The organism is Gordonia paraffinivorans NBRC 108238 (assembly GCF_000344155.1).
GTDB classification, from domain to species: Bacteria; Actinomycetota; Actinomycetes; order Mycobacteriales; family Mycobacteriaceae; genus Gordonia; species Gordonia paraffinivorans.
Window position 1 is genome coordinate 57770 of record NZ_BAOQ01000017.1, and the last position, 13252, is coordinate 71021.

11 protein-coding genes are annotated in these 13252 nt (G+C 70.3%); 3 read left to right on the forward strand and 8 right to left on the reverse strand.

Annotated elements, in window-relative coordinates:
• Nucleotides 1-371 precede the first annotated feature (371 nt).
• The 6 genes from GP2_RS09340 to GP2_RS09365 form a co-directional block, all read right to left on the reverse strand.
• Nucleotides 372-1106 (reverse strand): type 1 glutamine amidotransferase domain-containing protein, encoded by a 735-nt coding sequence (locus GP2_RS09340; RefSeq protein WP_006900252.1) that lies wholly within the window; start codon nt 1104-1106, stop codon nt 372-374.
• A gap of 66 nt (nt 1107-1172) precedes the next feature.
• Complete coding sequence (locus tag GP2_RS09345; protein ID WP_006900253.1) at nt 1173-2009, reverse strand: SDR family NAD(P)-dependent oxidoreductase; 837 nt, start codon at nt 2007-2009, stop codon at nt 1173-1175.
• Nucleotides 1999-2247, reverse strand: coding sequence for a hypothetical protein (locus tag GP2_RS09350; RefSeq protein WP_040526696.1), 249 nt, complete (start codon nt 2245-2247; stop codon nt 1999-2001). The genes GP2_RS09345 and GP2_RS09350 overlap by 11 nt, the downstream gene beginning before the upstream one ends.
• A gap of 332 nt (nt 2248-2579) precedes the next feature.
• Nucleotides 2580-8063, reverse strand: a complete 5484-nt coding sequence (locus GP2_RS09355; protein WP_006900255.1) for an ATP-binding protein — start codon at nt 8061-8063, stop codon at nt 2580-2582.
• A 312-nt stretch (nt 8064-8375) separates the two neighbouring features.
• Entirely contained in the window at nt 8376-8753 is a 378-nt protein-coding gene (locus GP2_RS09360) for a DUF4190 domain-containing protein (RefSeq protein WP_006900256.1), read from the reverse strand.
• Nucleotides 8754-9687: 934 nt separating this feature from the next.
• Nucleotides 9688-9867, reverse strand: coding sequence for a hypothetical protein (locus GP2_RS09365; RefSeq protein ID WP_040526697.1), 180 nt, complete (start codon nt 9865-9867; stop codon nt 9688-9690).
• A 123-nt stretch (nt 9868-9990) separates the two neighbouring features.
• Here GP2_RS09365 and GP2_RS09370 point away from each other — a divergent pair, with 123 nt between their 5' ends.
• Both GP2_RS09370 and GP2_RS09375 read left to right on the forward strand, forming a co-directional pair.
• Nucleotides 9991-10512 carry a peptidylprolyl isomerase gene (locus GP2_RS09370; RefSeq protein WP_006900259.1) on the forward strand — a complete coding sequence of 174 codons (522 nt, stop codon included), beginning with the start codon at nt 9991-9993 and terminating at the stop codon, nt 10510-10512.
• Nucleotides 10513-10715: 203 nt separating this feature from the next.
• A complete protein-coding gene (locus tag GP2_RS09375) occupies nt 10716-11429 on the forward strand; it encodes a rhomboid family intramembrane serine protease (protein WP_040526706.1) in 714 nt (237 codons plus the stop codon).
• Nucleotides 11430-11538: 109 nt separating this feature from the next.
• Here GP2_RS09375 and GP2_RS09380 read toward each other — a convergent pair whose 3' ends face one another.
• Both GP2_RS09380 and crgA read right to left on the reverse strand, forming a co-directional pair.
• Entirely contained in the window at nt 11539-11997 is a 459-nt protein-coding gene (locus GP2_RS09380; protein WP_006900261.1) for a PH domain-containing protein, read from the reverse strand.
• 118 nt (nt 11998-12115) lie between these two features.
• Nucleotides 12116-12406: a cell division protein CrgA gene (gene crgA, locus GP2_RS09385; protein ID WP_006900262.1), complete on the reverse strand. Its 291-nt coding sequence runs from the start codon at nt 12404-12406 to the stop codon at nt 12116-12118.
• Between the two features lie 163 nt (nt 12407-12569).
• Here crgA and GP2_RS09390 point away from each other — a divergent pair, with 163 nt between their 5' ends.
• Nucleotides 12570-13229, forward strand: coding sequence for an aminodeoxychorismate/anthranilate synthase component II (locus GP2_RS09390; RefSeq protein WP_006900263.1), 660 nt, complete (start codon nt 12570-12572; stop codon nt 13227-13229).
• Nucleotides 13230-13252 lie beyond the last annotated feature (23 nt).

A 13252-nucleotide genomic window follows, 5' to 3' on the forward strand; every position in this document is an offset into this window, starting at 1 on the left:
GGGGTTCACCCGCGAGACCTGAGTTCGCATCGTGGCGCCGTGCGGGACGAGCTGCTCCGAGCCCCGCGAGCCGTGCACGCACAGGTCGCCCCGGTCCATCGGCCGGTTGTCACAGGTCGCGGGATCGATCATCAATCCGATCCCGATCCCGAGGGCGAAGATGCCCAGGATCAGGCAGCCCGGTACCGCCAGGTACATGCGGAGGTTCATCAGCCCGGGCTGTTCGATCCGGAGGCGCCGATCGTCGGCCGCATGATGCCGGCCCGCGCGCCACCGCGGTTCTCGGCGTGTCCGTCTGCTCATCGGGTCGAGGCTAACGGGCCCGCCCACGGGCGTGTCGGTGCGGTCCACAGCCTCCACGCCGCGGCGCGTCAGGACCGTGCGGGAGTCTGTCCCCTCAGCCGCTGGACGACCTCGCGGGCCAGCTTCTCCGACGACGCCGGGTTCTGTCCGGTCAGCAGGTTGCCGTCGGACTCGGTGTGCACGGTCCAGGGCAGGCCGAGGGTCACCCGGAAGCCCTCGTGGATCAGGCGGTCCTCGAGCAGCCAGGGGGCCTTGTCGGCGAGACCCGCTTGTTGTTCCTCGGCGTTGCCGAAGCACGTGACGGTGCGACCGGAGAATGCGTTGACCCCGTCCTCACCCTTCGCGGCGAGCAGGATCGCCGGACCGTGGCAGACGATGCCGATGGTCTTGCGGGCGCGGTCGGCCGCGATCAGCAGTGCACCGGCGTCGGCGTCGACGGCCAGGTCCTCCATCGGGCCGTGGCCGCCGGGGACGAACACCGCGTCGTACTCGGCGACATCGGCGTCGGACAGGGCGATGGGGTTCTGCAACTCGGGCGCGGTCTCGAGGAGCGTGCGGATCTGTTCGGCGCGCTCGGCCGAACCCACGGCGTCGGGCGCGAGGCTGGCCTCGTCCACGGGCGGGCGCACACCGCGCGGCGTCGCCACCGTCACCGCGAAACCGGCCTCACGGAAGACCTCGAGCGGTGCGGCGGCCTCCTCCGCCCAGAATCCGGTCTTGTGTTTCGAGCCGTCGTCGAGTGTCCATTCGTCGGCGCCGGTCATGACGAACAGGATCTTGCCGGTGTTCTTGCCTTCGGTCATCGTGCACTCCTTCGGTGGGATGACCCCCTTCGGCCAAGGGGGAGGCGTTCACGGTCGGTGCGGCGGTCAGGCGATCCCGGTGAGTTCGGCCGACTTCTCCCACAGTCCGTCGATCAGCCTCTGGTCGTGGGCCTGAGGATTCTCGCGGCCGTTCGGCTTGTGGCGGCTGAAGTAGACGCCGTTGACCTCCGGGTCCGGACCGCGCTCGGCCAATGCGACGAGCGGGGCGGCACCCTGCTCGGGGGTGATGGTCACCAGGCGCGCGACCGGGGAGCGGTAGAGCAGCCCGGCCATGCGCGAGTCGCGGCCGAAGCTCGTGGCGGCAGGTCCGGGATGCACTGCGGCGGAATAGATCTTGTCGCCGGTCCAGCGCTGGGCGATGCCGCGGGTGAACAAGATGTTCTCGAGTTTGCTCGTCCCGTAGGGGATGGCGCCGCCGAGCGTCGGGCGCCGCTCGAAGTCGAGATCGTCGAGATCCACCCTGCCGAACAGGTTCCCGACGCTGGCGGTGTTGAGCACCAACGACGAGTCGGCCGCCGCGAGCCGATCCCGGAGCAGGTTGGTCAGCAGGAACGGGGCGAGATGGTTGATCTGGAAGCAGGGTTCGTGACCATCGGCGGTGCGCTGACCGGGCGGGAACATCCCGCCGGCGTTGTTCATCAGGACGTCGATGGACGCGACGCGTTCGGAGATCTGTGCGGCGAGGTCGCGAACCTCGGACAACCGGGAGAAGTCGGCGGTGAAACCGGTCGCCCCGGTGTCCGCGGTGATCTTCTCGAGCTTCTGCGGCGACCGGCCGACCAGGATCAGATCCGTCGACGGGCCCGCGAGGGCACGTGCCGCGATCGCGCCGATTCCGTCGCTCGCCCCGGTCAGGACGATGGTCCGCTTCTCACTGGCCATCGGCGGTCCCCTCCGATCCTCCGACCGCGTGCCCGAGATTCGCCTCGTCGTCCGGGACCGCGGCCTCGTACACGGCCTTCTCCTCGGCGGTCCGCTCGGTCTCGCCGATGGGGGTGTCGTCGGCGGTGGGCAGGAGCGATTCGGGGCCGTCCGCCTCGTCGGGCTGCTCGGGCATGTCCGGATCCGTCCGCAGATCGTCGTCGGTCGTCGTCCGGTCGGGCTTGTCGTTGTCCGCCATGTGTCCACAATGCCTGAGGATCGGCGAAACGTCACCGGCCGGTTGCACCGAGACGTCCGGGGCCGATCGCCGGAAAGCGGTGTGCCGGGCGCCGCCTGCGCAAAACGCGCTCGGGAGTGCGCCTCGACATGCGCACGCGTCGAACGGGTTCGCGTCCCGGAGCCGGCCGGGGGCGTCGTGCAGATCCGTGAATCTTCTGTCCCGCACCGAATTCCACACCTGTGGGCAAAGCTGTGGGTAACCCTCCCGCCGGCCGATCACGCGGAACACGCGCACAGACGGAAATCGCCACCTCCGGGCCGAGCCGGAGGTGGCGATTGTGCTAGTGCTGCCTAGGAACTCACGGCATGCGACCGCGAGCCCCACGCGGGCGAGGACTCGATCGCCCCGATGATCCTCGGCCGCAGCTCGTCGGCGCGGATCACCGCATCGACCGAGCCGACCTCGACGGCGCGCTGGATGCTGTGCACCTTGTCGAACTCGGCGGCGATCTCGCTGATCTTCTCCGCGCGCACCGACTGCCGGACGTCGGCGAGCTCGGCGTTGAGGCTCGACCGGTCGGTGCCGGTCGCGTCGACGGCGCGGGCCTCGAGCTCACGCACCCGTGGATCGGCGGCGACCCGCTTGGCGACCTCGCCGGCGAACACCACCGCGGCCGCCGGCGCACCACCGAGGACCGAGGCGAACGAACCCTCGATCGCCAGCACCGTCATGTTCGGGTTGAGCGCCTTCGAGAACACCACGAAGGCACCGCCGTGGTAACGCGAGATCACGCAGAACACGATCGGACCGCGGAAGTTGACGATCGCGCGGCCGATCTCGGCGCCGTACTCGAGCTGCAACTTGCGCATCGACTCCGGCGACCCGTCGAAGCCCGACAGGTTGGCGAGCACGACGAGCGGGCGGTTGCCGCTCGCGACGTTGATGGCGCGTGCCGCCTTCTTCGACGACTGCGGGAACAGGGTGCCCGCGGTGTAGGTGTCGGGACCGTCGGTCGGCTTGTAGCCGCGACGCGGCACCTCACGCGACTCGATGCCCAGCATGCACACCGGGATGCCGCCCATGTGCACATCGCACACGACGGCGGTCTCGGCGTCGGCCATGCCCGCCCAGCGCTCGAGCACCGGATGATCCTGGTCGGCGACGGCCCGCATCACCGTGCGGATGTCGAACGGCTTCTTGCGATCCGGGTTGTGAACGGCCGAGAAGATCTGACCCACCGTGGTGAAGTCGCTGCCGGCCAGCACGTGCGGGAAGTCGGAGACGTCGCGATCTGACGGGTCGGTCGTGACGGCCCGGCGCGGCGTCGTCTCGCCCGGCGCGATGTAGGTGTGGTCGTAGTGCGACATCAGGACGTCGCGGGCCGCTCCGAGGTTGGGCGCCCAATACTGGGCCTGTCCGTTCGGACCCATCACGCGGTCGTAGCCGCCGATGCCGAAGTTGTCCTCGGCCGACACACCGCCGGAGAAGTCCAGCGACTGCTTGCCGGTCAGCACCATCGCCGAATCCGGGGTCATCACCAGGATGCCCTTCGTGTGCATGAGCATCGTCGCCTCGGCGTTCCAGTACGGCTGCGCACCGACGTTGATGCCCGCGACGACGATGTTGATCTCGCCGCCCGCCTGCGTGTACTCGACCACGCGCTTGAGCGCGCGGGCCACCCAGTCCATGTTCTCGGTGCCCGAGTCCATCGAGATGCGGGCACCCGACGACAGCGCGTACCACTCCAGCGGCACCTGCATCTGCTCGGCGAGATCGAGCGCGGCGATCACCCGGCTGCACTCCGGCTCCGACAGCGCGCCGAGCGACTTGGTCGGATCGCCGAGGAGCACGACGCGCGTGACGCCCTCGGGGAACTTCTCCGTCGGGGTGGTGACGACGCCGGCGACGATGCCCGCGGTGTTGTGGCCCTTCGGCCGGTCGACCGACACCAGGCGGTTTTCGTCGTCGAGATCGTGTTCGGTGAAGTCGCCGATGATCTCGGCCAGCTCGTACGGGTACACGTTGCCGCGGGCCGCGGCGCGCTTGACCTTCTGGCGGTACTCGTCGATCGGCTCGATCGGCTCGTTGCTCGGCACGCCGACCTTGACGTCGAACTCGCCGGTCGCGTTGAGCGAGAAGTGGATCGACACCTTCGTCAGCTCGCCGGTCTCGCGGTCGCGGCGACGCGCGATCACCTGGACCTCTTCGAGACCGATGCCGCGGGTCACGCCCTGGATGTGTTCGGAGATCATGTCCAGGATGTTCGGGTCGCCGTCGATCGGCGGCCAGACGTACAGCACGATCCGGTTCGCGCTCGACGGCCGGGCCGCACCGCGCTGGGCACGGCGGATCGAGTCCGCGCACGAGGCCAGCGCCGTCTCCGCCGTGGGCAGGCTCAACAGGCGGCCACCCTGCTCGCGGACCGCGGTGAGGTCGCGGACCTGGGCAAACGCGATGAGCCGCACGTCGGCCGGGTTCTCCCGCGCGACACAACGGAACAGGTACACCTCTTCGTCGTCGGCCGACGGCAGGCGGGTGAGGTCGAACTTCCGCAGCCGCTCCATGCGCATGCGCTGCGCGATGTGCGGGTGCAGGCCGCGGATGAGGCGCTCCTCGACCATGCCGGTCGACGACGGCCGGAACGTGACGTGATGGTGCATGCGCGCGTCGCCGCGGCCGGCCACGGTGATGGTGACGCGGTGCACCTGCGGGGGCAGCGGCGCGTTCGACACGATCTCGTGCAGCGTGCCGGCTAGTTCGTCGAAGTCGGCGGGCTGCTGCTCCCAGCTCAGGTAGATGTCGGAGTCGACCGACGCGGCACCCTGGGCGAGTTCGCCGAGACCGCTCAGGGCCGCGGCGAGTCCCTCGAAACCGACGGCCGCGGAGGCGAGGCTGCCGCCCTCGCGCTCGGCGACGACGAACGTCGTGCCGCCGGCGTCGACGTTGCGGATGCCCGACAGGCCCTTGTTGCCGTAGTAGCGGCGGGTCAGGACCTCGAGCATGACGTGGTTGTCGGCGATGCCGCGCTCGATGCGCTGGCCGAGCAGGCGCACCAGCGGCTCGGTGCTGCGCACCAGGTTGTCGATGCGCTCCTCGCGATCCGGGGCGTCCGGGTTCTCGTCGAGGTAGCGCAGCTGCTTGCGGACGTTGCTGTAGACGCGGGCGCGGTCGCGCAGGAGGGTCGGCTGGCCGTACCAGGCGTAGACGACGCCGCGGGCGAGGTCGGCGATCGCCGGGTAGCGCATCTGCGTCGCCGCGATGAGGCGATCCAGCGCCGGGCCCACGTCGTCGCGAAGCTCGTCGCGCGGGGTCGGCTCCTTGAGCCACTCACGCAGCAGGGTGGTGATGACGGCGACCGCGCCGGCCGGGTTCTGCAGGGCCAGGAAGATGCGGAAGACCGCCGCCTCGAGCTCGGGGGTGCGCTCGAGGTCGGTGACCCCGTAGTGGCGCAGCGCCCGCAGCAGCTGGTCGTGGAACGACTGCGGGAGCCCGTCGCGCTCGACGTCGAGGCTCTGCAGGTAGGTGTGGAAGTTCTCGCGCGCGCTGTGGACGTGTTCGACACCGAGTTCGTCGCTCGACGGCCGGTTCTGGCTCAGCTCGGCGATGTCGGCGAAGACGGTGATCAGCTCGAGCTCGTCGGCGAGGGGACGTTGGCCTCGGGAGATCACCTCGCGCCGCACGGCGAGGTACTCGTCGAGCAGTCGGGTGCCCTCGCTCGGGTCGACGTCGTAGCCGAGGAGCTGGCTGCGCAGGTCCTCCTGACTGCGGGTGGTGCGGTCGTCGGCCTCGACCTCGGGTTCGGCCGGCAGCTCGAGCTCGACGCCGGCGACCTCCTCGGCCGCCTCGTCGGAGTCGTCGTCGGCCAGCGGCTCGAGCCGCAGCAGCGTGGCGCCCGTCTCCACCTGCGTGCCGACCGACACCGCGCATTCCTTGAGGCGCGAGCGCACCGGGGCGCGCAGCACGGTCTCCATCTTCATGGACTCGAGCACGAGGACCGGTGCCCCGGCCTCGACCTCGTCGCCGACCTGCAGCGGCGTCGCGACCACGAGGGCCGGCGCGGGGGAGCGGACGACGCCGCCCTCGTCGCGGCTCACGCGGTGCGTCACACCGTCGACGTCGACGAGATGGACCGGGCCGTGGGTGTCGGTGACCAGCCGGAAGCGCTCGTGGTTGACGACCAGCTGAGCCGCGTGGTCGTCGAAGCGCTCGAGCTCGACGTCGGCGGTCAGGGTGTCGGGGCCCGCCTCGATCGTGACGCGGAAGCGGTGGGCGCCGATCCGGGCGACCCGCACGCGGTAGGACGCGCCGCGCAGCTTCAGGTCGAGCGGCCGGCCGCTCTCGTGCTGGACCTGCGGGCGGCCGCCGGACGCGGTCGACATCAGACGCTGCTGCTCGACCTTCTCCTGCTCCTCGTAGGCGTCGATCGCCGCCGCGGTCAGCGCGATGGCCGAGTGCTGGTTGGTGACCAGGCCGCCCTCGGCGCGGACGCGGTCGATCCAGCCGGTGTCGGCGCTGCCGTCGATGACCTCGGGCTGGTCGAGCAATTCGAGGACGAAGCTCTTGTTGGTGGCGCCGCCGGCGATGATGACGCGGGTCTCGCGCATCGCCCGGCGCAGGCGGCCGAGTGCCTCGTCGCGGTCGCGGCCGTAGGCGATGATCTTGGCGATCATCGAGTCGAAATCGGCGGGGATCGTGTCGCCCTCGCTGACGCCGGTGTCGACCCGGATGCCCGGGCCGGCGGGCAGCTCGAGCAGGTTGATTCGACCGGGCGCCGGCGCGAAGTCGCGGTCGGGATCCTCGGCGTTGAGGCGGGCCTCGATGGCGTGACCGCGCTCGACGGGCGGCTGGCCCTCGAGCTTGTTGCCCGCGGCGACGTGCAGCTGGGCGCGCACGAGGTCGAAGCCGGTGGTGACCTCGGTGATCGGGTGCTCGACCTGCAGGCGGGTGTTGACCTCGAGGAAGGCGAACAGCTTCTCGCCCGGGTGGTAGAGGAACTCGACGGTGGCGGCGCCGCGGTAGCCCACGGCGACGGCGAGACGCTCGGCCGAGGCCTTCAGGTCGGCGACCTGGTCGGGCGCGAGGACCGGCGAGGCGGACTCCTCGACGACTTTCTGGTTGCGGCGCTGCACGGAGCAGTCGCGGACGCCGAGCGCCCACGCGGTGCCCTGGCCGTCGGCGATGACCTGCACCTCGACGTGGCGGGCGCCGGTGACGAGCCGTTCGAGGAAGACGACGCCGCTGCCGAACGCGCGGGCGGCCTCGTCGCGGGTGCGCTCGAAGGCGTCCCGCAGTTCGTCGTCGTTGTTGATGACGCGGATGCCGCGACCACCGCCGCCGGCGGTGGCCTTCAGCATCAGCGGGTAGCCGATCTCGGCCGCGGCGGCCAGCGCGTCGTCGATGGAGCCGACCTCGCCGCGGCTCCACGGGGCGACCGGCACGCCGACCTCCTCGGCGATGAGCTTGGCGCCGATCTTGTCGCCGAGCTTGCGCATGGCCTCCGGCGACGGACCGATGAAGGTGACCCCGATGCGCTCGCAGAGCTCGGCGAACGCGGGATCCTCGGCGACGAAGCCCCAGCCGACCCAGGCCGCGTCGGCGCCGGTCTCGAGGAGGGCGCGCTCGAGCACCTTGAGGTTGAGGTAGGGACGCGAGGCCGCCGGCCCGAGGTCGTAGGCCACGTCGGCCTCGCGCACGAAGGTGGCGGCGGCATCGACGTCGGTGTGCAGGGCGATGACCTCGATCTGCTGTCCCGTCTCGGCGGACAGGCCTCGGACGGCGTGGATGAGGCGCATGGCGGCCTCACCACGGTTGACGATGGCGATTCGGGAGAACATCACCGGCTCCTTCGGTTCGTCGTGCCGACCGTGTTTTCGGCACACGCGAGGTGGTTCATCAGATCGATAGTTGCGGAACGAGGCCATTACGCGCGAGTACGGTCGCGACACGACGACAATGGGCCACCACCACCGGATGGACCCCATCGGCGGCGAACCCGCAGGAAGGCGACCCTTTTCCGCCCTGCGGATCTTCCTACCGAAAAGGAGTGGATTCGGTGGTGGTTTTCGTGCCACGAGGGCTCACAACCGTGCCTCGACGACGGTGGCGCGGCGTCCACGCAGGTCGCGGCGGTGCCGGATCTGCCCGGGTCACGCGATGAACAGAATCCAGACGTAGACGAGCAGCCCGAAGACGATCACCGACAGGTAGAACCAGCCGAGCCAGATGGCGACATCTGCGTACGGCTTGCCGATCTCGCGGGTCCGCCTGATCTGCGCACACGCGCGGTAGCCGAGGAACAGCCCGAGCAGAAAAGTGATGCCCAGACCGGAGCAGATGAGGGCCCACACCGCGGTCCGGTTGAGGCGGGGAACGCCTCGGGTCTGGGAACCCACGTTGTCCTCCGGTTCGTCCTGGGGTGTCGGATCGGTCTTCGAGTAGGCCTGCGTCGCGGGCGCGGGTGCGCTGCGGCCCTCCGGCCCGGGCGACTCGTCGTGGTGCGGCGGCGGCCGCTTGTCGACGAGCACGGTGTTGTCGGCGGCGTCGAGGCGGGTCGCCTCGTCGGGGGAGTCGGGCTCCGGACGCGACGACGGCGGGGCGGGACGCGCGGGCGGCGCATCGTGACGGGGTGCTGCGGCAGCGGACCGTGACGCCGGTGCGCCCGGCGGGGTCCGACCGGCCGTCCCGGCCGGGGTGGGCCCGACTGGGACGGGCCGGGATGCGCCGGACCAGCCGGTGGCGGACCGGACAGCGGGTTGCCCGGTCGTGTCGGATTACCTTGCGGCGGTAGGTTTTTCGGGTCCATCGGACGGGTCCCCGGAGGTGGGGGGCGGTGACCGGCCGGTGGGCGACCGGGCTGTCCGGGAGCGGGGGGAGTGCCCGGCGGGACGGGATGTGGACGCGGGCCCGTGGTGTGGGCGCCGGTCGGCCTCGGTGCGCCCTGTCCTGGTGCGCCCTGTCCCGGTGCAGGGCGGGGACCGGGGGCGCCGGGGGCCGGCGACCCCTGCGGTGCTCCGGTCTGCGGCGCTCCACTTCGGGGCGGCCCCGGCTGCGGACCGGGATGCGGCGAGGCGGGGCGCGGTGCTCCGGGACCGGGGGGTGCGGGAGGCCCCGACCGATTCGCGGAGGGACCCTGGCGCCCGGCGTCGGACAGTGTGTGGCCCGGGGGTGCGGTGATGGGTGCGCTCGGAATCCGCTCCCACGGAGCCGTCGTCCCCGAACTCGGGACGGCGGATCTGCTCGTCTCCCGGGAGCTCGGGTCCGGTCTGCTCGACGCCGGGTCGTCGGCGTCCCGGATGGCGTCCGGGTCCGACGAGGGCGGCATCGACCATGACTCGCGCGCCCGGTCCGCCGCGCCACCGGGTCGGGTGGGCGGTGTCGGCGGGCGCTCGTCGTCTGAGGTCACGAGTCCAAATTACCCGCGGCGTCCGCGGGCACCGGGATCGACCACACGGCCGTGCGTCACGAGGGCCGGGATTCGGTGCGCTCGGCGAGGGCCCGGCTCACCTCTTCGACACGCGGGACGGTCGGGGAGACCGGCGGCGGTTCCTGGCGCGTCCGGCGCAGGACGAGGACGCCCACACCGGCGGCGACCGACGCCGCGAGCAGTGACAGCGCGGCCACGAGGTACTTCTTCGGCATGGCGTCAAGAGTGCCAGCCCGTCGGAGGCGATGCCAGTTCGCCCCGGCCGCGACGGGACGCATTTGCGCACCCCAGAGGCACGTCTCGGCCATCGGCGGTGGTGCAAGTGGTTGGATGGAGGGGTGACCACACAGAAATCCACCGCAGTCATCCACACCAACCGCGGCGACATCAAGGTCGACCTGTTCCCGAACCACGCCCCGAAGACGGTCGACAACTTCGTCGGTCTCGCCGAGGGCACCAAGGAATACAGCCAGCCGAACGCGTCGGGCGGCAACTCCGGCCCCTTCTACGACGGCTCGGTGTTCCACCGCGTCATCGCCGGCTTCATGATCCAGGGCGGCGACCCGACCGGCACCGGCCGCGGCGGCCCCGGTTACCGCTTCGAGGACGAGTTCCATCCCGAGCTGCAGTTCGACCGCCCGTACCTGCTGGCCATGGCCAACGCCGGGCCGGGCACCAACGGCTCGCAGTTCTTCATCACCGTGGGGCCGACCCCTCACCTCAACCGCCGCCACACCATCTTCGGTGAGGTCACCGACCCGGCGTCGCAGCAGGTCGTCGACGCGATCGCGACCACCGCGACCGATCGCTCCGATCGACCGCTCGAGCCGGTCGTGATCGAGAAGATCGAGGTCAACTGAGCGTCCCCGGACACACCGCCGGTCACACGGCGGTGTGCTACCGGCATCCCGATCGCCCCACCGGACTGTCGTGCAGCCGGTGCGGGCGACCGGCATGTCCGGAGTGCCTGAGGCCGGCGTCGGTGGGACAACACTGCCTCGACTGCCTGGCCCGGGACGGCGTCCAGCGGACGCCGGACTTCGGTGATCGCGGGATCCGGCCGATGGCGACCACCCGGGTGGTCCCGACCAAGCCGTACGTCACCTACGGACTCATCGCGGTCAACGTGCTCGTCTTCCTGCTGTGTGCGGCGCAGGCGGGCTTCGGCGACCCCGGTGCCGCGCCGCTCTTCGCCGAGGGCGACCTCCTCAAGAGCGATGTCGCCTCCGGGGAGTACTGGCGACTGCTGACGGCCGGATTCCTGCACTTCTCCGTGATGCACATCGCGGTCAACATGCTCTCGCTGTACATCCTCGGCCGCGACCTCGAACTCGCGCTGGGGATGTTCCGCTATCTCGCGATCTATCTGATCGCGCTCCTCGGCGGGAGCGCCGCGGTCATGCTCTTCGAAGCCGACCGCGCCGTCACCGCGGGCGCCTCCGGGGCCATCTACGGGCTGATGGGCGCGATGCTGGTCATCATCCTCAAGGCCCGCGTCTCGCCGGTTCCGGTGTTGTCGATCATCGCCTTCAACGTGGTGCTGTCGTTCTCACTCCCGGGCATCTCCGTGCTCGGACATCTCGGCGGACTCGCCTTCGGCGCCGCGGCGACGGCCGCCGTCGTCTATCTCCCGGGACTCGTCCTCCCGCCGGGCGGCCGCACACCCGAAGCCGCGAGCCGCGTCGGCTGGGTCGCGCTCGCCGCGCTGTTTGTCCTCGCGATCGCTCTCGGTGTCGCCGGTGGCGTCGCCTACGACGGGCCCATCTACATCCGCTGACGACCGGCGAGCGGCCGAGCCGTCCTCGACCGGTCGGTTCCGGGATCCGTCGCGATCAGCCATCCGCTCTGAAGCCCCGACGTCGGTCGGCGCTCTGCAGCCGTGTCGATCAGCGATCGTCGTCGACCTCGAAGCCGGCCGCGCGCAGCTCGTCGACCACCGAGATGAGATCGGTGCCCAGATCCCAGCGGGTGAAGACCAGGAGGCGGGCGCCGTCGTCGACGACGTCGATCTCCAGCTGACCGGCGCGGCGTCCGATGCGTCGCATCGTCAGCAGCCGGATCCGTTGGACGTGCTCCGGCGTGTAGGTCCGCCGGCCGGTGATCGTCCGGACGGACAGGGCCGGCGGTGCCCCGGCGGACACCGACAACCGCGGGCGGACGGCGAGGGTGTAGGCGCCGAGGGCGGCCAGCAGGGCCCCGGCTATTCCCAGGAGGACCGAACCCGCCGGGTCGTTGGCGACGACCACCGCCGCGCCGATGAGGATCAGCCCGCCGATGCAGGCGGCGACCCCGGCCGGAACCGGGGTCGCCCACTCGCGTGTTGAAGAATTCCCAGAGTTATCCACAGGAGTTACTCACAGTGGGGAGAAATTACACACATGTTATTTCCACAGTGTGGATAACTTACACACATGTGTTTTCCCTGCTCAGAGTGATCTGGGACGGCAGAACCGGTGAAGGATCTCAACGCCACCGCATGGTCATCAACAGGCCGGCCACCATGAGGGAGAACCCGATGAGGAAATTCCACGAGTTCAGCTCTGCCATCCAGTGCAGGACCTGACCGTCGCCGCCGTAGGTCGTCGGGGTGGCGGCGAGGTAGTAGACGATCAGCCACGCGAGGCCCAGGAGCATCAGGCCGAGCATCACGCCCACGTAGATGGAGCTCGAGGGGCCGGTGCTGACCTTGACCGGGGTACGGCTCGCCGGGTTGATCGTGTAGTCGGTCTTCTTCCGGACTTTTGACTTCGGCATGACATCCTCTGTTGTGCTGCACCGCCCGGGGACGGTCGTACGCGTGCCGGGCCTGCGACATAGAGCATCGACGAGCGGCCCGGGTGTGGATAACACTCGACTTCTACGGTATCTCACCAGGTCGCCGAGGAAGGTACCCGCTTTCGCCGGTAGCCTTTGGTGCGTGAGTCGCATCCTGGTCATCGACAACTACGACAGCTTCGTCTACAACCTGGTCCAGTACCTGGGCCAGTTGGGGGTCGAGGCCGTCGTCTGGCGCAACGACGACCCGCGTCTGCAGCCGTTCGACGCCGAGCACCTGCGCGAGGCCGTGGCCGGATTCGACGGCGTCCTGCTCAGCCCGGGTCCCGGCACCCCGCAGCGGGCGGGCGCCACGATGCCGATGGTCGAGGTGGCCGCCTCACAGGAGCTACCGCTCCTCGGCGTGTGCCTCGGGCACCAGGCGATCGGTGCGGCCTTCGGCGGAACCGTCGACCGCGCGCCCGAACTGCTGCACGGCAAGACGTCGCTGGTGTTCCACGAGGACAAGGGCGTGCTCGCCGGCCTCCCGGATCCGTTCGTCGCCACGCGTTATCACTCGCTGACCGTCCTGCCCGAGACGATCCCCGACGAACTCGTCGTCACGGGGCGCACCGAGTCGGGCATCGTGATGGCGATGATGCACCGCGAACTGCCGATCCACGGGGTGCAGTTCCACCCCGAGAGCGTGCTGACCCAGGGTGGTCACCGCATGCTGGCGAACTGGCTGAAGACCTGCGGCATCACGATCGACGAGGCGCGGGTCGCCGCACTCGAGGCCGAGATGGCCTCGGCCGTGGGCTGAGCCGACTGCTCCCGGTGCGCTTC